At 55.6% G+C, this 21,256-nt stretch carries 23 protein-coding genes; 6 read left to right on the plus strand and 17 right to left on the minus strand.

The genetic code is table 11. The features are described 5' to 3' along the window. Window positions 1-86: 86 nt before the first annotated feature. From BEN30_RS04340 to BEN30_RS04360, 5 genes are all read right to left on the minus strand, one after another. A complete protein-coding gene (locus tag BEN30_RS04340; protein WP_069957123.1) occupies window positions 87-1,625 on the minus strand; it encodes a glycosyltransferase family 39 protein in 1,539 nt (512 codons plus the stop codon). 156 nt (window positions 1,626-1,781) lie between these two features. Then, window positions 1,782-3,188 carry a ribosome biogenesis GTPase Der gene (gene der, locus BEN30_RS04345; protein ID WP_069957124.1) on the minus strand — a complete coding sequence of 469 codons (1,407 nt, stop codon included), beginning with the start codon at window positions 3,186-3,188 and terminating at the stop codon, window positions 1,782-1,784. Window positions 3,189-3,260: 72 nt separating this feature from the next. Further along, window positions 3,261-4,592 (minus strand): outer membrane protein assembly factor BamB family protein, encoded by a 1,332-nt coding sequence (locus BEN30_RS04350; protein WP_245648985.1) that lies wholly within the window; start codon window positions 4,590-4,592, stop codon window positions 3,261-3,263. 72 nt (window positions 4,593-4,664) lie between these two features. Further along, window positions 4,665-5,330, minus strand: coding sequence for a tetratricopeptide repeat protein (locus BEN30_RS04355; RefSeq protein WP_170826950.1), 666 nt, complete (start codon window positions 5,328-5,330; stop codon window positions 4,665-4,667). A gap of 149 nt (window positions 5,331-5,479) precedes the next feature. Next, a complete protein-coding gene (locus tag BEN30_RS04360; protein WP_069957201.1) occupies window positions 5,480-6,037 on the minus strand; it encodes a thioredoxin family protein in 558 nt (185 codons plus the stop codon). 168 nt (window positions 6,038-6,205) lie between these two features. On the opposite strand from BEN30_RS04360, the gene BEN30_RS04365 reads away from it, so the two are divergent. Both BEN30_RS04365 and BEN30_RS04370 read left to right on the plus strand, forming a co-directional pair. Beyond that, window positions 6,206-6,559, plus strand: a complete 354-nt coding sequence (locus BEN30_RS04365; protein WP_139134846.1) for a hypothetical protein — start codon at window positions 6,206-6,208, stop codon at window positions 6,557-6,559. 84 nt (window positions 6,560-6,643) lie between these two features. Next, window positions 6,644-7,360 (plus strand): tetratricopeptide repeat protein, encoded by a 717-nt coding sequence (locus BEN30_RS04370; RefSeq protein WP_069957128.1) that lies wholly within the window; start codon window positions 6,644-6,646, stop codon window positions 7,358-7,360. Between the two features lie 33 nt (window positions 7,361-7,393). On the opposite strand, the gene BEN30_RS04375 is transcribed toward BEN30_RS04370, so the two are convergent. From BEN30_RS04375 to BEN30_RS04390, 4 genes are all read right to left on the minus strand, one after another. Further along, window positions 7,394-7,696, minus strand: coding sequence for a DUF3253 domain-containing protein (locus BEN30_RS04375; protein ID WP_245648986.1), 303 nt, complete (start codon window positions 7,694-7,696; stop codon window positions 7,394-7,396). 123 nt (window positions 7,697-7,819) lie between these two features. After that, on the minus strand, window positions 7,820-9,094 hold the full coding sequence (locus BEN30_RS04380; RefSeq protein ID WP_069957202.1) for an NAD(P)/FAD-dependent oxidoreductase: 1,275 nt from the start codon (window positions 9,092-9,094) through the stop codon (window positions 7,820-7,822). Window positions 9,095-9,238: 144 nt separating this feature from the next. Beyond that, window positions 9,239-9,664 (minus strand): hypothetical protein, encoded by a 426-nt coding sequence (locus BEN30_RS04385; RefSeq protein ID WP_069957130.1) that lies wholly within the window; start codon window positions 9,662-9,664, stop codon window positions 9,239-9,241. Window positions 9,665-9,862: 198 nt separating this feature from the next. Continuing rightward, entirely contained in the window at window positions 9,863-10,492 is a 630-nt protein-coding gene (locus tag BEN30_RS04390) for a MarC family protein (protein WP_069957203.1), read from the minus strand. Between the two features lie 124 nt (window positions 10,493-10,616). Between BEN30_RS04390 and cobD the strand changes: the two genes are divergently transcribed. Next, window positions 10,617-11,645, plus strand: coding sequence for a threonine-phosphate decarboxylase CobD (gene cobD / locus BEN30_RS04395; RefSeq protein WP_069957131.1), 1,029 nt, complete (start codon window positions 10,617-10,619; stop codon window positions 11,643-11,645). A 30-nt stretch (window positions 11,646-11,675) separates the two neighbouring features. Here cobD and BEN30_RS19085 read toward each other — a convergent pair whose 3' ends face one another. The 5 genes from BEN30_RS19085 to radA form a co-directional block, all read right to left on the minus strand. Continuing rightward, window positions 11,676-11,804, minus strand: coding sequence for a hypothetical protein (locus BEN30_RS19085; protein ID WP_281201822.1), 129 nt, complete (start codon window positions 11,802-11,804; stop codon window positions 11,676-11,678). A gap of 12 nt (window positions 11,805-11,816) precedes the next feature. After that, entirely contained in the window at window positions 11,817-12,566 is a 750-nt protein-coding gene (locus BEN30_RS04400; protein WP_069957132.1) for an SDR family NAD(P)-dependent oxidoreductase, read from the minus strand. 15 nt (window positions 12,567-12,581) lie between these two features. Continuing rightward, entirely contained in the window at window positions 12,582-14,045 is a 1,464-nt protein-coding gene (gene purF / locus BEN30_RS04405; RefSeq protein ID WP_069957133.1) for an amidophosphoribosyltransferase, read from the minus strand. Window positions 14,046-14,117: 72 nt separating this feature from the next. After that, window positions 14,118-14,786, minus strand: coding sequence for a CvpA family protein (locus tag BEN30_RS04410; protein WP_069957134.1), 669 nt, complete (start codon window positions 14,784-14,786; stop codon window positions 14,118-14,120). Between the two features lie 6 nt (window positions 14,787-14,792). Further along, window positions 14,793-16,163: a DNA repair protein RadA gene (radA, locus tag BEN30_RS04415; protein ID WP_069957135.1), complete on the minus strand. Its 1,371-nt coding sequence runs from the start codon at window positions 16,161-16,163 to the stop codon at window positions 14,793-14,795. 250 nt (window positions 16,164-16,413) lie between these two features. Between radA and BEN30_RS04420 the strand changes: the two genes are divergently transcribed. Next, entirely contained in the window at window positions 16,414-16,962 is a 549-nt protein-coding gene (locus BEN30_RS04420) for a CBS domain-containing protein (RefSeq protein ID WP_069957136.1), read from the plus strand. Continuing rightward, entirely contained in the window at window positions 16,959-18,314 is a 1,356-nt protein-coding gene (locus tag BEN30_RS04425) for an ArsB/NhaD family transporter (RefSeq protein WP_139134847.1), read from the plus strand. Before BEN30_RS04420 ends, BEN30_RS04425 begins: the two co-directional genes overlap by 4 nt. Here the strand turns inward: BEN30_RS04425 and BEN30_RS18555 are convergent. Further along, window positions 18,302-18,445: a hypothetical protein gene (locus BEN30_RS18555; protein WP_170826951.1), complete on the minus strand. Its 144-nt coding sequence runs from the start codon at window positions 18,443-18,445 to the stop codon at window positions 18,302-18,304. The genes BEN30_RS04425 and BEN30_RS18555 overlap by 13 nt on opposite strands. A gap of 11 nt (window positions 18,446-18,456) precedes the next feature. Next, window positions 18,457-18,864, minus strand: coding sequence for a nuclear transport factor 2 family protein (locus tag BEN30_RS04430; RefSeq protein ID WP_069957137.1), 408 nt, complete (start codon window positions 18,862-18,864; stop codon window positions 18,457-18,459). Between the two features lie 344 nt (window positions 18,865-19,208). On the opposite strand from BEN30_RS04430, the gene BEN30_RS04435 reads away from it, so the two are divergent. Next, entirely contained in the window at window positions 19,209-20,480 is a 1,272-nt protein-coding gene (locus tag BEN30_RS04435; RefSeq protein WP_139134848.1) for a tetratricopeptide repeat protein, read from the plus strand. Here the strand turns inward: BEN30_RS04435 and BEN30_RS04440 are convergent. After that, complete coding sequence (locus BEN30_RS04440) at window positions 20,477-21,250, minus strand: ABC transporter ATP-binding protein (RefSeq protein WP_069957139.1); 774 nt, start codon at window positions 21,248-21,250, stop codon at window positions 20,477-20,479. The two genes, BEN30_RS04435 and BEN30_RS04440, sit on opposite strands and share 4 nt — an antisense overlap. Window positions 21,251-21,256 lie beyond the last annotated feature (6 nt).

The following is a 21,256-nucleotide window of genomic DNA, read 5'->3' on the forward strand; positions in this document are numbered from 1 at the left end:
GCGTCTCAGGAATCAGGTTTGTTTCAGGCTGAAATGGAAAAGGCCTGAAACTTATCTTTATAGCCAGAGGCGATGGACGTTGTTTTCTATTTGCAACGGCCGGAACCGGGATCAAGGAGGATGTAATCAATCAATACATTTTTGTTGGGGGCCCGGTGAAATGGGAAACTCAGGCGCGTCGGTACGGATGCGGGGTCTATATCTGCGTCGAAGTTGTGAACCAGTTCTGAAATCATATTTTTGGTGATGGGTCCGTGCATTTCCGGGGCCATCCACACGACAAGGCATTGACCGGGCGTGGATTGCAGAGGAGGTCTTGCAGTGCGATGGACACGATCTAATTTGAGGCTAACGGCACGAGCATTGTCCATGTACAGCGCCAAATTTCCCGCCAATGGAACCGGGTAGATGGAGCCAAATAAGGTGCCTCCGGTAAATCCACGGTTTTCAAGTTCCCGTGCAATCTCTTTAAAAGGCACAAGGTATTGGCACTTTCTACAGCGCAGAGGGTCATAGAAGGCTTTGCCAGAAAGTCCCGCGACGGACAGAATTGCGGCTGAAACCAGCAGGGCCGCATAAACTTTACGCCGAGGGCTGGCGATGGATTCTGCAGGTATGCGTGTGAACACCCATAGGGGAAATAAAATCATCAAAAATAGATAATTCGGACGAAACTGGGTGACGCCACCAAACACAACCATCCCGGCCATGAGGCCTAAGATCAAAATTAATGTACGTCCTAGCAGGACCGATTCAAGAGACGGGCCTTGTGGATTTTTGGGTGGTTTGATGAATACAGGAAAGATCAGTAACAGCAAAACCCACAACGGCGACATGAAGGCAAACAGGGCGCGAATGATGTTCCAAAGCCCCTTTCCCACACCTTCTAGATAGGGCACGTCATTTGTGATTTGCAGCTTGAAAGCTGTGGTCAACTTAATCTGTTCCAACGAATCGAAAAGCCATAAGACGTGAGGAAATAGCACCAGGCTCGCGACGGCCAGTGTCATCAACATGCGACGTGACACGATTAAACGGCGCAGATCGGAAATCGTCAGACTTGCCCCCAGAAGACCAAAAACAAACATCGCATACGAATACTTGGTGAGCAGCCCTAGCCCTATTAATAAGCCAAGGGCTAAATACCAACGCCACTTGCCTTCCTTAGATACCTTTAAAACGGCAATGTACGTAAAGATAACGAACAGCGCGTTGAGGAGGGCGTGGCTGTAGACAAAAATGGAATTCCACGACACAAAAAATATCAATAGGGGGGAGAGCCCGGCGAGGGCAGCATCCAAACGCCGTTCCGGGCCGAGGCTAATTCTAGCGGCCTGATAAAGAGCTATATAGATTGCGCCTAAAATAATTAATTTAAAGGCGAGGGTGAGGCCTATGCTTTTTCCAAATATGGAAAACAGTGCCAAAAGAATCCAGGTGTAGAGCGGTGGGTTGGCGACGTCATAACCCCACTGAAAGGATTGCGCAAACAGCACTTGTTCCGCTTCATCTGCACCGAGAGCGCTGAATCCCCACATGCGGATAGACCAATACACAACGATCAGAGCCAACACCATCATATGGATGGCAATAGGTCGTTCTATCGTTTTCAGTAAACTATTCATCGATCTGAATTTGTTCCAAGACTTGCATTGATGTCGAGCCAATTCTTACATTATGAGCGTATTTAATGTCATGCAATTATATGAAAAGGCATGCAAGTGCTGTCTGCTTGGATCAAACGCAGGCGATCTTAAACCAATCCGTTATGCGTCCTTGGCTTAGTCCTGAGCAAACGGATTTTTACCTTTGCGCACGACCACGCGCAGCGGCACGCCCCACAGTTCAAAGTCTTCACGCAACGCGTTGGACATGTAGCGCACATAGGATTCCGGTAGGCCTTTGGCGTGGCTGACGAACAGCGCGAAGGTTGGCGGCCGGGTCTTGGGCTGGGTGATGTATTTGATTTTGATGCGCCGTCCTGAGATTAGTGGCGGCTGATGGTGTTCCAAGATGTGTTCCAGCCAGCGGTTCAGTTTGGCGGTTGGAACGCGACGGTTCCACACTTCAAACACGTCGAGCACGGCGTCGAGGATCTTATCGAGATTCTTGCCCGTCTTGGCCGAGACCGTAACCACGGGAATGCCGCGCACCTGAGGCAGGGACGTCTGCATGCGGTCGTGCAGTTTGTTGAGCGCTTCCTTTGAGTTGGTGATCAGGTCCCACTTGTTGACCACAATGATCAACGCGCGGCCTTCTTCAATGATGTTGCGCGCGATGGTCAGGTCTTGCTTTTCCAACATGTCGTTGGCGTCCAGCACCAAGGCCACCACTTGGGAAAAGTCGATGGTGCGCCGCGTTTCCGCACCCGATAGGGCTTCGATTTTTCCCGATACATTGGCGCGTCGCCGCAAGCCGGCGGTGTCGACGAGGTTGAATTCGCGCTCTTTGTAGGTCCATGGCACCATGATGGCGTCGCGGGTAATGCCCGCTTCCGGCCCGGTGAGCAGGCGTTCCGATCCTAACAATTTGTTGATCAGCGTTGACTTGCCCACGTTGGGGCGGCCAACCACGGCCAACTGGATGGGGCGGTTCAAGATGCGGTCGTCATCGCCTTCTTCGCCGCTGTCGACGTTGGGCAGAATCTCGGTTCTTTGTTGCTGCTTGCGCTTCCAGCTGGCTTGTTCTTTGGCCAAATCCGCATACGGGCGCAGGGCGTTGTAAAGATCGACCAAACCTTGACCGTGTTCCGCCGACAATGGTACCGGCTCGCCCAGCCCTAAGGCATAAGATTCCAGCAATCCCGATTGCCCGGCAGCGCCTTCGCATTTGTTGGCGACCAAGATGACGGGGGTTTTGTGACGGCGCAGCCATTGGACAAAATGTTCGTCCACCGGGGTGGGGCCGGTGCGCGCATCGATCATCATCAAGGCGACGTCGGCTTCCAAAAAAGCCGCTTCGGTTTGTTCGCGCATGCGCGATTCCAAACTGGAATCGTGGACGTTCTCCAGACCCGCCGTGTCGATGATGCGAAAGGATAAATCGCTGAGCGTGGCGTCGCCTTCGCGGCGATCACGGGTAACGCCCGGCATGTCGTCAACGATCGCCACGCGTTTGCCCACCAGTCGGTTGAACAGCGTCGATTTGCCCACGTTGGGGCGGCCAATGATGGCGACGGTTAAGGTCATTTGTTTTTTTGTTCCTACGCGCTTTTCCAAATATAGGATTGATGCGCGTCTGGTTTAAAGAGCGTTACGGGCTTAGCGATAGGCCGTTAGGGTGGCGTCATCGCTGAGGAAATAGACCGTCTCACCGGCAACGACCGGCGGGACGGAGACGCCGTCGGGCATTTCCACAGACCCGAGAATATCCCCCGTGTACGGAGAAATAGCGATGGCGACGCCCCTGGAGCTGGCAACGATCAAACGGTCGCTGACCAACAAGGGGCCGGTCCAAACAATGGCGCCTTCACGGGCGTCGATATCGTCCCAGCGCGGCAATGAGCGCACCCACAATATGCGGCCGGTGTTGCGTTCCATCGCCAACAGTTCTTCATCGCCGGTCAGGGTGAACAGATAATCACCCGCAACCCAAAACGATTCCTGGCCGCCAATGTTCTTTTCCCACAGACGGGTGCCGCTGCGCAGATCAATGGCAACCATCAAACCACTGTGGCTGATGGCGAAGACAATGCCGCGGTCGATCACCGGGTTGGCGCGAATGTGCGCCAGGGCTGCTGTGGCGTCGGTTTGGCGACGGGTCGTCAGGCTGTCCAACCACAATTGGCGACCGTTATCGACTTTCACGGCAGCCAATTCACCGGACGTATAAGGCACCACAACCACGCCTTGATCGACGGCGGGGCTGGCTGCGCCCAAAAGCATCGCCAATTCGGCCGATCCAGAATGGGTCCACAGCAAGCTACCGTCCAAGGCGGATAAGGCGTGCAGTTTGTTGTCCAAGGCGACGGCGAAAACACGGCCACCGCGCGCGGTGGGGGCGGATCGTACCGGACCGCTCACGGCTTTGCGCCACACGATTTGGCCGCTGGCGGCGTCCAGAGCGATCACCTGGGCAAACCCGGTACCGGCGAAGACCCGACCGTTCTCATAGGCCAAACCACCGGGAATGTGCCCATCGTCTTCTTCGTCAGGGGTCAGCTCGGTGCGCCACAACAGCTTGCCGTTGGCGGCATCAAAGGCGCTGACGTCGCTGTCGGTATCCATGGTGAAAATGCGACCATCGGCGATGATGGGGGTTGCGGTTAGGCGTTCGCCAGCGCTGGCGCCTGCGCCGATATCGGTGCTCCACCGTTCCGACAACTGCGGTGCGGCCGAGATGTGGTGCATGGCGTGATTGGCGTAACCACCGCTTTGCGGCCAGTCGGGTGTGGGCGAGGGGGCGGGCAGACGAATTTCCACCGTTTCCAAAGTCGTTTCAGGCTGCAAGGCGCTTTCGTGTTTGAGCACGGAAATGCGCTCACCTGGAAGAGGCGGGGCTTCGCTGCCGCCCATCCATGATTCGCAGGCGCTTAGTCCCATGACCAAAATCGCCACGGTGGATACTCGGGTAAGGATGCGGATGCTGTTCACGGAAACGGTCTTCCCTTTAAATATATGATGTCGCGCCAAAGTTCGTTATGTCAGCCGCGTTATGCGCCCCTGTTATGCACCAAGGCGTTGCAGAAGGTTTTTGGCCCGCTCGCGCAGACCTTTGGGGGCGGTGTCGTCATTGGACAAGTTTGTGAACGCCGCCTTGGCTTTTTCGCTGTCTCCAGCCTCAAGAGCAATGATCCCCAGAAGTTCACGGGCGCTATAGCGGTAAGGGTGGACGTCATCGGCGATGGACGTCAGGCGGAATTCCAATGCTTTTGGGTCATAGCCCCCGGCGTTGATCTCAACCATAATCCCCAAAATGTTGGCCAGGCCGGAAAAGGCCACGTTGCCAATGTTTTCGCGGGCGATTTTTTGGTAGAGCAACGCCGCATTCACAGCGTCCCCTTGTTTGTTCAGCAGCGCCGCTTCTTGAAATTGCGCCAACATGCCGTAGCCGCTTGCGGCGTCGTTCGACAGGGCGCTCATGGCGCTCAGCGCTGCCGCCGTGTCACCGGACTGGGCCAGTTGCAGGGCGTTTTGGAAGCGGCCGCCTTCGCTGGTGCGGGTGGAAATATCATAAGCTTTCCAACCCTGGTAGCCCGCGACGATGACCACGATTACAATGGCGACGACCACCAAAACCCCGCCGTAGCGCTGCCACAGCTTCATCATTTGTTCTTCGCGCAGTTCGTCGTTAACTTCGCGGATCAGGGCGTCTTCAGTGTGGTCGGCCACGGGTTTCTCCAGCATAAAAAAGTGTTTATCGCGCTCACGCAAACGTCTTGGGCAAGCCCCGCAAACATAAACAAGCACGCGGGCGATGGCAAACGCTCAAAAATGCAACAAAAATCAAATGATTTCAATGGTTAAGGTGAGAATGAGGCTTAATCTTCGTTCCGCCACTTGATCGAACAGCCCATGGAAGCGATTTGATCGCTGGGTCCCTGTCCGGTTTTCGCGACCATTTGCATGGCCTCAAAGAGTTCTCGCTTCGCATCTTCCGGCCCGGTTTCACGGCGCGAAGCATCCAGGCGACCACGATATTGCAGTCCCAAATCGGCGTTAAAGCCAAAAAAATCAGGGGTGCACACGGCCCCGTAGGCGCGTGCGACCTCTTGGCTTTCATCAAACAGATAGGGAAAAGAAAAGCCATTGTCAGAGGCCATGCGGACCATGTTGTCAAATGAGTCTTCCGGATACTGCGCCGGGTCGTTGGCATTGATGGCCGCAACGCCAATGCCCAAAGCCTGCAAATCCTTGACGTCGCGGATCAATCTTTGCAACACGGCCAAAACATAGGGGCAGTGGTTGCACATAAAAATGATCAAGGTGCCGTTTGGGCCTTGGATGTCGGCCAGGGTGTGGGTTTTGCCGTCAACGCCAGGCAGGTCGAAACCGATGGCTTTCCAGCCAAAATCGCAAAGGGGTGGTTGGACGGCCATGGTTTGTCCTTTCGTTTTTGTGCGCCGTGGATGGGGCGCGCGCCATATATCCACAGTGAACAGTCTTGAGATTAACGCCAAATTAACTTGGGTTGGGGGAAAATGTGAGGCTGGGTTATGCGCTTTTCAATGAGGCGGGTATGGCTTGGAGTAGGAGTTAGAGTTTTCATGCGGACGCAAAATGTCATTTTGATTGTAGCTGTGACGATGCTGGTTTCGGCCTGCAGCAATATTTATGGCTATGTGTCGCGTCCTCAGGTCAACAAAATCGGCACATTGACCGTTGTCAGTACGGCGCTCACCATGGGAACGGGTAAAACTCTGACCGATCACGCCGTTTCTCTTTATGCCAACAAGGATTGTTCAACCGTGCGCACCGAACAGGGGCGCACGTATTGCCGAGAAGACGAGCCCAACCCGGCACCCACGGTGCATTGTTACCCAACCATTGGCGACGTGACGTGTTATGCTGTGCCCGAAGCGACGCGCAGCTTAGATGAACGTGTCGGTTCTTCGTATTGACCTTACCCGGCGGTTGGCGTTTACTAGGGGGCTTGACCCTAAACATTCCGACGTCACCTCACATAAATTGAAGTTTTCTGCGCCATGAAGCGATTGTTGTTTGCCACCATTGCTTTGATTTTTTTGGCTGGAACGACCTATTGGATTTTGGGGCAAAAACCTGAAATCACTCCGGAAATGATCAATAAAATCAAGAAGGTGTCGCGGTTTAAAGAGCTGCTACCCAAAGCCGAGGCCGGCAATGCAGAGGCGCAATTTCAAATCGCGAAGATGTATGAAAGCGGCGATGGCGTCAAAAAAGATCCCCAGCAAACCCTAAATTGGTTGATAAAAGCGGCGGATCAGGGCCATGCAAAGGCGCGTTACACATTGGGCTGGATGTATGCCAACGGCATCACCGTGCGCCAAGATTATTTTTTAGCCGCAAAATATTATCGTTTGGCCGCAACCTTTAACAACGATCCTGAGGCCCAGTACCGCATGGGCGAATTGCATTTCAACGGTCGCGGGGTTGAAAATGATTATGGCAAGGCGATCGAATATTATCAGCGTGCCGCCAAACAAGGCCATCCGGCTGCCCAGTACATTCTCAGTTCCATGTATGAAGAAGGCTGGGGGATTAAGCGTGATTTGGTGATGTCTTACGTGTGGTTGAAGTTGGCCGAGCGTAAGAGCGATGAGGCCAAAGCCATCAATAAAAAATTCGACCCGCAACGGAAAATGGTTAATTTGCGCGAGAAAATGAACAATTTTCAAGTCGAACAAGCCGAAAAACAACTTCTCAGCATGAAAATTCGTTGAGCAGCGCGGCTGTAACGGGCGCGCAATCAGGTCTTATTTGGGTTTTTTCTGCGCGAGGCGCAAACGGACGATGCCCTTGAAATCATTGGGATCGGCAACTTCGCCTTTGCGGATGATTTCAACGCGGCCTTGGCGCGCCAAAAACACAGCCTGTTGCTTCACGGCGTTCAAATAGCGCTTCCACAACTCAGGCCCGTCTTTGGGGCGTCTGCGATGTTCCGCGATATGCACGGCAATGTCTTTGAAGCTCAACGAAGACACGTTCGCCAGCGCGCCAAGAATGGCGACGGCGACGGGGTCGTCTTTAGCGGGCGATTTGCCCTCAGGTGTTTCCATGTCAGTCATGAGCGGGGTGTAGCATGGAATTCAGCCAGAAGAAAAGAAAAATGCCAAACACGTAGAAATGCCGGGCACGTCGATACGTGCCCGGCATTTAAAGGCTGTGGAGGCAAAGCGGACTTAGCCTTTTTTGAGGCGGCTTAATCCAGCCAGCTTCAGCATGTGTTTTTCGTAGCCCGGTTCGCTGATGCCTTTGCGGATTTTGCGCAAGAAATATTTTTCAAACGCAATTTTCGCCAAGTGCACCCATTTGCCTTCGGACGACCAGTTGATGTTGCGCGGGGGAATTTGCGGCACGGCCACAAATGCGGCGCCGCCATCGCCGAAGTCGGCCAAACAAGCGGCGCTCCAGGTGCCGACATGGGAAGGCTCTTTGCCGTCAATGATGTCGCGGATGTTGTGCGCGGTGGCCGTGACCATACTTTCGATCATGAAGCCTGTTTTGGGACACCCCGTGGGAACCGGCGTGACCTCTACGGGCGGGATGGCGATGCAAACGCCGACCGAGAAGATGTTCTTGAAGGTTGGGTTGCGCTGGTTTTTATCGACGATGATAAAGTCACGCGGATTGCCAAGGCCTGCGATGCCCTTGACCGCGTCGATGCCGCGAAACGCCGGAAGGATCATGGACCACGCGTTGGGCAGTTCGTGTTCTTTGATCGGCGCGCCGTTGCTGTCGTGCTCGGTGGCGTAAATCATGCCGTCTTCGGCTTTGGTGACCTTGGCGTTGCAAATCCAATTGATGTGACGTTCGCGCATGATGGATTCCACCATGCCCTTGGTGTCGCCAACACCGCCAAGACCCAAGTGACCGACATACGGTTCGGGCGAGACATAGGTCATTTTGACTTTGTCGCGGATTTTGCGCTTGCGCATGTCCGTTTCGATGATCAGCGCCATTTCCAGGGCGGGGCCAAAGCACGATGCACCTGCGGCCGCACCGATAACGATGGGGCCTGGATTTTCGAGGAACTTTTCATACGCCTGCCCCGCAGCGACCGCATGGTCCACATGGCAAACAGAATGGGTGTGACCATCCGGCCCCAGACCCGGAACTTCGTCAAAGGCCAGTTCCGGTCCGGTGGCGATGATGAGGAAGTCATAATCAACGCTGGTGCCGTCGTTCAGTTCCACTTGGTTCTTGTCGGGATGAACTTTTTTGGCCCCAGATGAGATGAAATCGATGCCCTTTTTCTTGAAAACCTTCGGCATTTCGATACAGATGTCTTTGCGCGAGCGCCAATTGACGGCAACCCAAGGGTTGGAAGGCACAAAGTGAAATGTATCGGTGTTGGAGATCACTGTGATCTTTTCACCATTTTTCAGATTTTCCTTCATTTCGTAAGCCATCGGAATGCCGCCGATGCCGGCACCAAGAACGACGATATGTGTCATGTGGGGCTCCATTTCAGGTGGGGGGTCGTGTTTTGATGGTTGTCACCAAAACAGCATTCAGTATACGGAGGATTATGGTCCTCTTCGGTAAAGCCTAGATGTCTTTGGCACCTGGAGCACTGAACTCATGTTGCGCCTATGGCGTTAGGCAGCGGTGTCTTGCTTGCGGGCCAGCGGATAAAGCTGCTCGCTTTCCGCTTGAATACGGTTCCACACAAGGTCGAACATTTTATCCGTTTCTTTCACGAATTCAGCATGATCCGCAATGCGTAAGCCACCCTTTTTACACCACTTTTCAGCATATTTTTTGAACAGACGCTTGATTTCTTTTTCGCCTTCTATGAAACGTCCAACGATGGCGCGAGTCGTGCCATCGTTGTTGTTCAACAGTTCCGAATAAATCTGCTTGTTGTGGCTCATGTGCGTGTCGAACTTATCGCGATAGCGCTCAAACAGTTCACAGGTGATGCCGGAATCACACATCTCGCGATCCTGAAATAAATAGGACAACGTTTTCGCCAATTCTGCGATTTGATGGTTCTGCATGTGCAGGTCTTCGAATGACAGCATAAACACTCCCCCACACTCGTTACGCCCATAGTGGTGACGATATCACCGACAGGGGTCGAGGTGTCCCTTTGAGATTATTGATGGATATATTTTAGCGGTTATTTGTCGGACGTAAAACGTCTAAGGCATGTGGCAGATCAATGTGTTGAAGTTTTTGCTAATTAAGTAATATCTGGAACGGCATAAAAATCGAGCTTTTTACGAAAAAAGTGCGCTGGAAGCCAAGCCGTCAAACATAAACTGCACGGACAGCGCCGCCAGCAAAACACCAACAACACGGGAAATGACATTCAATCCGGTGAGGCCCAAAACCTTCTGCACTTGCCCGGCCATCAACAGCAGACCTAAGGTGATGAGCAACACGCTCAACATCGCACCGACGGTGATCGCCCAGTGGAGGAAATCCCCGCTGCTTTCTGCGCTCAGCAACACCACGGCCCCCATGGAACCGGGCCCGGCAATCAGCGGGGTTGCCAGGGGAAAGACGGAGATATCTTGCTTGTTTTTAGCCTCAGCGGTTTCGCCTTCGGTGGTGGAGTTGCCACCGGATTGACGGGCGAACACCATGTCGATGGCGATCAGCAACAGCAAAATCCCACCCGCCATACGCATGGCCGCCAAGCTGATGCCGAGACGTGCTAAGGCGGCTTCGCCAAACACGGCAAACAACAATAAAATGGCGGTGGCGATCAGCACCCCCTTCAAGGCCAAGGTGCGGCGTTGAGGTGGAGTGTTTCTGTGGGTTAACGCGGCAAACACCGCCGCCACACCGACAGGGCCGATGGTGGCGAAAAAGGTCGTAAAGGCGACCAAGGCGATTTCAATCATATGCGCATTGTCCATGAGCAGACTTTAGCACAGCATTGGCACTTTACGAGCCTTTAGGTCGTGTTTCTCGGCGGCTCATGATCTTTGCTCGCACACTCTGCCCTGATCTGGTAAGTCAGGGGGCATGGATTCACATGCGATCAGATCGAGCCTCAAAGCTCCTGTTCAACACGGCGGCGACCCGAAGGGGGGCGAGGCGCGATTTGGGGTGCCCAAAGACGGCTGGGTGGATTTGTCCACCGGCATCAACCCGGTTCCGTATCCCTTGGGTGATGTGCCAAGTCAAATGATGGCGCGGCTGCCTTTGCAAGCGGACTTGGACGCACTTTTGGCGGCGGCCCGGCGTGCTTACGGCGTTGCGGATCACGCCGCCATCATCGCCAGTCCCGGCACCCAGGCGTTGATCCAATCCGTTCCGACCCTCTTTGCGCCGTCGGATGTCACCGTTTTAAGCCCTACATATGGGGAGCACGCCCCGGCGTGGGCTGCTGCGGGGCACGCCGTTGAAGCGGTCAATTCCATTTGCGCCCAAGCGGCGCACACCGCCCCCTTTGGTGTGGTGGTGCACCCCAACAATCCCAATGGCCGCACTCAGTCGGTCGAGGGTCTGCTGGCTTTTGCGGGCGAACTGCATGACCGCGGCGGGCTTTTGGTGGTGGATGAGGCGTTTGCCGATGTTATGCCGTCGCTCAGCGTCACCCCCCATGCGGGCTGTGACGGTCTGGTGGTGTTGCGCTCTTTCGGTAAGTTTTTTGGCTTGGCAGGGGTGCGCCTGGGCTTTGCCGTCACGACTTGGGACATCGCGGAGCGATTGTCTGAAAAGCAGGGGCCGTGGGCGGTGTCCGGTCCGGCGTTGTGGGCGGGCACGCAAGCCCTGAACGATCAAGACTGGATTGAAGCGACCCGTCAGCGTCTCAAAACGGATGCTTTGCAGATGGATGAGATTTTGCAAGGAGCGGGTTTGAACGTCGTTGGCGGGACCGACCTTTATCGTTTGGTCGACAGCCCAAATGCCCAAGCCGTCTATGAAACCCTTGGCTTTGCGGGCATCAGTGTGCGGACCTTCGATTATCAGCCCAACTGGTTGCGGTTTGGTTTGCCCGGCACCGATGATGGCTGGTCGCGATTACGCACAGCTCTGGGCGGTCTTTAGGCCGAGCGGTCTATAAGGTTGGTTCTGAGTTTAGTCTTTGGGGGTGTCGTTGTTATCATTTTTGGGGCCGCTGAAAATGGCCCGCAACATGAATATGGTGGCAATAAAAATGACGGCACCCGCCACGTAACCAAAAATCGTCGAAAGCTGTGCGAACATAATATCTAGCCCTTAAAGTGAATATGTGGTGTGCCCGGCTTGAAGTTCTTGTTCCGCTTCGACCAAGGTGCCGCTAACCGTACAGGCGGGCGACGCCAGTTCCAAAAACAGATGATTGATCGTTTCGGGTGCTTTAACGGTTTCGGGGACTTCGCCCGGCATCGCAATGGCGCGCATATCGGTACGGGTGGCGCCGGGGTTGATCAGGTTGACTTTGACGTTGGTCTTGGCGCATTCCTGGGCGTAAATACCCGCGACCATTTCCAGCGCCGCTTTGGATACCGCGTAGGTGCCCCAGTACGCGCGCGGCTGATGGCCAACGGATGAGGTGGCAAAAACCACCCGACCTGCATCTGAGGCTTTGAGCAGCGGGTCCATCGAGCGCAACAAACGCCAGTTGGCGGTTAGGTTGATGTCCAACACCCGTTGCCATTCTTTCGGATCGATGTGGGTGATGGGGGCCAAGGTGCCCAAGGTGCCAGCGTTGCCGATCAGCACGTCGAGCTTTTTAAAGCGTTCATAAATCGCCCCGCCGATTTTATCGATAGTGTCAAAATCCGTCAGATCGCATGGCACCAGCGTGGGCGCTTGGAAACCTTGACCGCGCAGCTCGTCGTCCAGTTCTTCCAGCGCGCCTTGGGTGCGGGCGGTGAGAATCAGGTGTGCGCCTTGTTCGGCAAAACACTGGGCCAGTGCGCGACCAATGCCGCGAGAAGCGCCGGTGATCAGGGCAACACGGCCCTCAAGAATTTTGTCAGCCATATGAGTTCTCTAACTTTAGTCTTCAGACAAGAGTGTCAATTGTTCGGAGCCCGAATGCCCATCTTTGTCCACCAGGGGCAAGGGATATTCGCCGGTGAAACAGGCATCGCAATACTGCGGGCTGGCTTGATTGCGGGCTTCTTCGCCAACGGCTCTGTACAGGCCGTCATTGGAAATGAACGCCAAGGTGTCGACACCGATGTGCTTGGCCATTTCCTCAACCGTCATGTTGTGGGCCATCAGTTGTTCTTGATTGGGGGTGTCGATGCCGTAAAAGCAGGGGTGCGTGGTGGGCGGACTGGAAATGCGCATGTGCACTTCTTTGGCACCGGCGTTACGCATCATTTCGACGATTTTCATCGATGTGGTGCCGCGCACGATGGAATCATCCACCAAAATCAAGCGCTTGCCTTTGATCCATGCCCGGTTGGCGTTGTGTTTGAGCTTCACGCCCAAGTGGCGAATGGTGTCGGATGGTTGGATAAATGTGCGGCCCATATAGTGGCTGCGAATGATGCCCAGATCAAACGGCACGCCGCTTTGTTCGGCGTAGCCGATGGCGGCGGGCACGCCGCTGTCGGGCACCGGCACAATCATGTCGGCTTCCACATGGCTTTCCCGGGCCAGTTCGCGGCCGATGGCTTTGCGCACCGAATACACACCCTGGCCTTCGATCACACTGTCGGGGCGGGCGAAGTAAATGTATTCGAAAATGCAAAAGCGCGACGGCTTGGGGGGGAACGGTTTGAGGCTTTGCATGCCGGTTTCGCTGAACACAACAATTTCGCCGGGTTCCACATCGCGCACATAGTCGGCTCCGATGATGTCCAGCGCGCAGGTTTCCGATGCCAGCACGTGGCCGTCGCCGATGCGGCCAATGACCAAGGGCCGCACGCCGGACGGGTCGCGCACGCCGATCAGCTTTTGGCGGGTCAGGGCAACAAGGGAATAGGCTCCGGTGACGCCGCCGAGCGCGTCGATCAGGCGGTCGAGGACCTTGCGATACGAACTGGTGGCCACCCGGTGCAAGATGGTTTCGGTGTCAGAGGTGGATTGAAAGATGCAACCCCGTTCGACCAGTTCCGTGCGACACGTGCGGGCGTTGGTGAGATTGCCGTTGTGGGCAATGGCAAAACCGCCGAACACCAAATCGGCGAACAGCGGTTGAACGTTGCGCATTACGGTGCCACCGGCCGTTGAATAACGCACATGACCGATGGCCATGGGGCCTTCAAGGCGACTGATGACGTCTTCTGAATTGAAGTTGTCGCCCACACTGCCCAGTGCGCGGTGGCTGTGAAAATGCTTGCCGCCGAAAGACACCACACCCGCCGCTTCTTGGCCGCGGTGTTGCAGCGCATGCAAGCCCAATGCGGTCAGCGCTGAGGCGTCGGGGTGGTTGTAAACGCCAAAAACGCCGCATTCGTCGTGAAAATGGTCGTCATGTGGAAACGAAGCGGTAATGCGGGGGGTATCCATGGTCTTCACGATCCGTATTTGGGCCAGGCCGATATTGGGCTAGGAGTGCGTTGCGGGGGCACGGGTTGCGGGTCACTGGCTGGTTTCAAAGAGCCTGTCCATTTCTGTGCGTTCTTTTTTACCATATCCATCCGTTTTTGAGCCATCCGGTGATTGAGGTACGGCATTGATGGCTTTGTCGAGCAGGGTTTTGCTTTGCTCTTTCAGCGACGGACCCTTTTGGGGGTTTTTCGCTGACGGGTCGCCCGGTGCTTTTTTGGCATCTTTGTCACTGGGCGGGGCCAAGTTTTTTAACAGGGTTGCACCTTGGACAATCATCGGAATGGTGCGGGCTTCATAAATCCATTTGGGCTGTTCGTCGGGCGGGGTCATCCATTCGTAGCCGATCCACACCAGCGCCACGATAACCCCACCGCGGAGTATACCAAACAAAAAACCCAACGCCCGGTCCAAAGGCCCCAGCGCACTTTCCTTGACGCCATTGGAAATGCGCCGCGTGATAATAGATAAGATCACCAGCGCGCCAATAAAAATCACAATGCCCGTGACCAGGGTGGCGATGAAGGGGTCTTGGATGAATTGCAGGGTGAACTGCTCGACCGCGGGGGTGGCGTACATGGTGGCGAAAACCGCGCCGATCCATCCCCCGATGGACAAGACCTCATGCACGAACCCGCGCGCATAAGCGAAAGCGCCCGAGATCAAAAGTAGGCCAATGACAAGGATATCAATCCAGTGCATGTGCGCTCAAAACCCGCCTTCGTTTTCGAACATCTGCGCCAGTTCTTGGATATGGCTCAATTCGTTCGATGTTATGCCTTTGACAACCGCCTTGTTTTTGCCCCGGTTCTTGGGGACTAAGGCCCGCGTAAAACCCAATTTAGCCGCTTCTTTAAGCCGTCCCTCGGCGTGGCTCACGGCGCGAACTTCGCCCGACAAGCCGATTTCGCCGAAAAAGAGGCTGCCTCTGGGTACGGCGATGTCGCTTAAAGACGACAACAGCGCGGCGGCGACGGCCAAGTCGGCGGCAGGCTCCGTCACCCGGAGTCCACCTGCGACGTTCAAGTACACGTCGTTGGCTCCAATGGCAACCCCACATCGATTTTCGATCACCGCCATCACCATGGCCAAGCGGGAACTGTCCCACCCCACAACCGCGCGGCGCGGGGTGGCCAGGGTGGATGGTGAGACCAGGGCTTGAACCTCCAAAAGCATGGGGCGTGTGCCTTCCATGCCCGCAAACACCGCAGAACCGCTGACATCTTGGTCGCGATCGGACAAAAACAAAGCGGATGGATTGCTGACTTGGGTGAGCCCCGCGTCGGACATTTCAAACACGCCGATTTCGTCGGTGGCGCCAAAGCGGTTTTTGACCGCACGCAAAATTCTGAACTGGTGGCTGCGGTCGCCTTCAAAATAAAGCACCGTGTCGACCATATGCTCCAACACCCGAGGCCCCGCAATTTGCCCTTCTTTGGTGACGTGGCCGACCAAAATGATGGGAAAGCCCTTGCGTTTGGCCAGCCGGATCAGTTCTTGAGCCGACGTGCGGACCTGCGCCACGGTGCCGGGCGCGCTTTCCAAGCTATCGACGAACATGGTTTGGATGGAATCGATGATCGCCACGTCGGGCGGGTCGTTGTCCAAGGTGGTGACGATGTCGCGCACATTGGTGGCGGCGGCAAGTTGCACCGGGTTTTTTTCCAGGTTTAGGCGGCTGGCGCGCAGACGCAGCTGATCGACCGCTTCTTCACCGCTGATGTAGGCCACCCGTCCGCCCTTGGACAGTTCGGCTGCGGCTTGCAGCAAGATGGTTGATTTGCCGATGCCGGGCTCACCGCCCACCAAGATGGCGGAGCCTGCGACCATGCCGCCGCCCAATACGCGGTCAAATTCTTCGATGTTGGTTTTGCGCCGGGGGGCCTGTTTTTCTTTGCCCTCTAAGCCGACAAAGCTGATTTTGCGGCCCTTTTGCGCGCCAAGACCCTTGGGCGTGTCGTCGCTTGCGGCTTCTTCGCTGAGCGTATTCCATGCCCCGCACGCGTCGCATTTGCCGTTCCATTTGGGGAAGCTGGCACCGCATTCGGCACAGACGTAAAGGGTTTTTGACTTGGCCAATGGGTATCCTTAAAGCGAAAGACATGAGGCGGCGGTACGCGCGCGCAGTACACCTCCTTCGACGTTCAAGTCTTAGCGTGATTCGGGGTGTCACCTCAAGGTGGTAGCAGGCCACTTTGCCAAGGAGACCACAGCGTCGTGCTGTGGGGCTTTCCCTGAGGATGTGGCTTGGTAAGAGTTGGTGGGTTTGATATGATAGATCTTCGCCCCTCCGTCCGTGCAGGGGTCTATCCAAGGGGAGGTGTGAGCCATGGATTGCAAAACCGTGATGGCACCGATCAAAACCAGCTTGTACACCGACGAGACCATCGGTCATGTGATTGATTTCATGGTGGAAAAGCACATGGGCTTGGTGCCGGTTATCGAACGTGACGGCACCTTTGCGGGGCTGATCGGCGGTGAGTCCCTGATCCCATATTTAATGCCCAAATCTTTGAGCGCGCTGGGCACCTTGTTTCGCCACGGGGCGATGAAAAAAGCCAGCTTCCTCCACGAAACCGCCGAAGATATGAAAGAGCGTTTGGATGCTTTGCGCGATCGTCCCATCGGCGAAATCATCGCCCGCAACGTCAAGACCGCCACCCCCGAAACGCCGTTGATCGATGTGTTGATGATGATCAGAGAAAAACAATACGTGGTTCCCGTCGTTGATGCCGAGCGCAAGCTGGTGGGGGCCATTTCTTTTTTCTCGGTCATGTACGGTTTGAATAAAGAGTACGACCGCGAAACCGTGGAACGGCTCAAAGCCGAAGAACGCGCAAGCCGTCAACAACAAGACGCCAAGAGGGATGAGTTATGAGTCTGCAAGGAGCAGGGGAAGCGGCGTCTCATGCGGTGATGTTTGGTCTGGACCCTTTGTGGCTCAGCACCGGGTTGTTGATTGCGTCTTACGTGGTTTTGTTGAGCGAGAAGTTCAATCGCACGGTGGTGGCGTTGTTGGGTGGGGGCTTGGTGATCATCACCGGAGTGCTGTCGCAAGCGCAAGCCATCGCGTCGATCGATTTCAACACCATCGCCCTGTTGACCGGCATGATGATCATCGTGGCGGTGACCCGGACGTCCGGCGTGTTTGAGTTTGTTGCCATTTGGGCGGCAAAACTGGTTAAAGCCGACCCGGTCGGTATCTTGATTGCGCTGTCGCTTGTGACGGCGTTGTTTTCTGCATTTTTGGATAACTTAACGACGGTTCTGCTGGTGGTTCCGGTGGCTTTGTTGATTGCGGAAAAGCTCAAAGTCTCGCCGTACCCGTATTTGATTTCGCAGATTTTGGCGGCCAACATCGGCGGCACGGCGACGCTCATCGGCGATCCGCCCAACATCTTGATCGGTTCGGCCACGGGGCTGGACTTCATGCAGTTTTTGGAAAACTTGGCCCCGGTTTCGCTCCTGATTTTGATCGTGATGGTGCCGATTTTTAAAATTTTATGGGGCAAGGATTTGGTTGCCACGCAAAAGAATCGCGACAGCATCATGCGCTTTCGCGAAGCGGACAGCATCACCGACATGCGCTTGCTGGTGATGTCTTTGGGCGTGTTGGTGTTGGTGATTTTGGGCTTTATCATCGGCGAGAATTATCACATTCCCCCTGGCACCATCGCCATGTTCGGTGCGGCGGTGTTGTTGTTGATCACCAGCATCGGTCTGGAAGGCGAAGAGCAAACCGAAAGGCTGCACCACGCCCTTCTTGAAGTGGAATGGGCCGCGCTGCTGTTTTTCATCGGCTTGTTTGTCATTGTCGCGGGGGTGGAACACGCCGGGTTGCTCGAAATCTTGGGCCACGACTTGATTGTGTTCACGGGCGGTGATCCCGCGCGCACCGCCATTTCGACCCTGTGGCTATCGGCCATCGTTTCGGCGGCGGTGGACAACATTCCGTTTGTCGCCACCATGATACCCTTGGTCCACAGCATGCAAGACGCGTTGGGCGGGGCGGCGGCTTTGGAACCGGTGTGGTGGTCGCTGGCATTGGGTGCGTGCTTGGGCGGCAATGGCTCGTTGGTGGGGGCGGCGGCCAACGTGGTGGTGTCGGGCATGGGCGAACGCGCGGGCTATCCCATCAGCTTTTTACAGTTTCTCAAATTCGGCTTGCCGTTGATGGTGCTCAGCATCGTGATTGCGAACGGATATATATATCTGCGCTATTTTTGGTGAGGTTTTGACGGCCAATAGCGCAAGCCCAAAAACAAGCCCGTCGCGCTGAATGCGCCCACGGCCCCGGCCCATACGTCCAGCCACGGCCAAAACAAACTCGCCACCAAAACGCCAAAAAACAGGCACAGCATGGTTGCTCTCCTCAATTGGCCAGCGCAGGACGAGGGGTTTTGGTTTTGGGCACGGCTTGGGTCGGCCCGGCTTGGTGATGGGTCATTTTCCAGGCGTCGTTTTCGCGGGCAAAAATGTTGGTCGCGGCCAAGACGTTGTCGCCGATGCGCTCCAAGCACGTCACCCAGGCGACGGGACCGACAATCATCGGCGTCGCGTCCAAGTGGGTCACTGCGGCCGTCTCGCCACTGTCCAAAATCGCCCGCCAACTTTCCAAGACAACGGTGCGGCTGAGCATCAACGGCCCGCCCGGATGAATGCACGACACCGGCAAGGTGCGCGCCCACAAATCGTCCATGGCGGCAAAATCACCGCGTCCAAAAGCCGCGTAAAAAGCATCATTGGCAAACAAAACTTCCGTTTCATCCGGCGGAAACATCGGCAAACTCCCAATCAAACCATCCCCTGAAGGTGGCCCGGATGGCACCAAGATGCAAGGCGAGAGATGGTTTGCATCCCCAATCGTTCATCCGTAACGAAGGCGGCAAAGCCCGCCCAAATAGCCCTGGATTGCGTCGCTGCGCTCGCAATGTCGGTCGAGTGTTGGGCCACCGTCCGCGTGTCATTGCGAGCGCCCTTGGCGCGTGGCAATCTATAGGCTTTGGCCGAGCAGGAACAATTGAAGTTTTTGCCCCGCCCAATCTCACCTCAACCCTTGGTCTTTTCGAAGATGTGCTATAGCGTGCAAAGACGCGCCACAAGCACCCAGACCGAGAACCCGCCATGAAATCATTTTCCACTGTCCTCAAAGCAATCCTAACAGCACTCGGTTTGACGCTTGTTCTGGCGATGCCCGCAGCGACTGAGGAGGCGGCTCCGGCTCCAGCCCCAGTTCCCCAAATCTCACCTAGTGAACGCGACCTTCTTACCCTACAACACCAGTTTGAACTGCTGACTAAAGACTTTGAGCGACTGCAAAGTGAAACGGACCGGGATAAGACTGAGCAATCAGACCGTATGGCGTTTCAAGATCAACGCATTTCGGACGTTCAAACGTTTTTCGGAATGATTGTAGGTGTCTTGGGCATAGTGATTGCGGTAGCCAGTATCGCAACTTTCTTTACCTCTCGCAGCAAGGCCAAAAACCAAGCCGAGGAATCAGCCCGGCAATGGATGCAAGACCATGCACCTGACGTAGCCGATAAACTGGAAAAAACCTACATCGAACCGATTGAAGCCCGACTTGCTGAGGCCGAGCAAAAAATCAACTCCATGGTGGAAAGCGTTACCGATAAGCACGATAGAATCAGTCAAATTCTGGAACATGCTCAAGACGCCATCCAAAAAGGCGATGGGGCACAAATCTCCAATTCCGACAAAGATGCTTTGGACGAGGCGGCCAAGGCAACAAAGGTAAAGCCAAGGGAACAGTGGACATACACGGACTGGTTAATTGCCGCCACACAGGCATATTTTAAGGGTGATTTTATTGAAGTAGCTGAAGCAAGTAATCGAGCGGCACAGTCTTCCGATGCCACCCAGAAACAAGCTGCCGAATCACTCGTTGCTAAAGGCCTTGCACTGAGCTTGGCGGGGTGCCCGGAGGAGGCGCTGGCCACCTATGATGCGGTGGAGGCGCGCTTTGGCGGGGCCGCAGAGTTGGTGTTGCGCGAACAGGTGGCAAAGGCCCAGGGAAATCGGGGCTTTACGCATTTGACCTTGGCGAAAAAAGCGGGGCAAACGGCGCAGGGGGTGGAGCAGGCTCAGGGGCTGTTGATGACCGCGCTGGCAGATGTTGAAGCTGCGCTCGGCGTGCAGCCCGATGACCCCATCCAGCTTGGCAACAAAGCCTATGCCCTGTTCTTGCTTGGGCGGAACGCCGAGGCGGAGGCGCCGTTGCGTCGTGCCTTGGAATTGGGGGGGGAAGAAGCTCGCAAGAACGAATTGGACGACGCCAAAATCCATCCCCTGCCCCAAGACGATGCCTTTGTCGCGTTGGTTAATCGCATATGGGATGAAGTTCAGGTGGCGAAAAAGGCGGGCGGTGACGCTTAAGCCCGAACCGCCATCTGAATGGGTCCGTCGGCTTTGCCGTGGATGAATTGGTCGACGTGGGCGTTGCCGGAATGGTCGATGTCTTCGACCGGGCCTTGCCAGATGATTTTGCCTTCAAACAGCATGGCGACGCGGTTGGCGATTTTGCGTGCCGACGCCATGTCGTGGGTGATGGACAGCGCCGTGGCGCCCACTTCGCGGGTGACCTTGACGATCAAATCATTAATCACGTCGGCCATGATGGGGTCGAGCCCCGTGGTGGGTTCGTCGAAAAAGATGATTTCCGGGTCCGCCGCAATGGCGCGCGCCAAGCCGACGCGCTTTTGCATGCCGCCCGAAAGTTCCGCCGGCATCAAGTCGGCGACGTCGGCGTTCATGCCCACCTGGGCGAGTTTCTGCACCGCGATTTCATGAGCCTGTTTGCGGTCGCAACGTTTTTCCGCCAACAGTCCAAACGACACGTTTTCCCACACCGGCAAGCTGTCGAACAGCGCCGCGCCCTGGAACAGCATGCCGAATTTGTGGTTGACCCGTTCGCGCTCCGACGTGCTCATGCCGATGACCTCTTCGCCATCGACTTTGATGGAGCCCCGCTCCGGCGTCATCAACCCTAAGATGGATTTCAGCATCACCGATTTGCCGGTGCCCGACCCGCCGATGATGACCACGCTTTCGCCAACGCCGACGTCCAGGTCGATGCCGTTCAAGACCACTTTGCGGCCAAAGGATTTGGCCACGTCGCGCAGTTGAATTTTGGGTGTGTCGGCCATTACGTG

It is taken from the genome of Magnetovibrio blakemorei, assembly GCF_001746755.1.
GTDB classification, from domain to species: Bacteria; Pseudomonadota; Alphaproteobacteria; order Rhodospirillales; family Magnetovibrionaceae; genus Magnetovibrio; species Magnetovibrio blakemorei.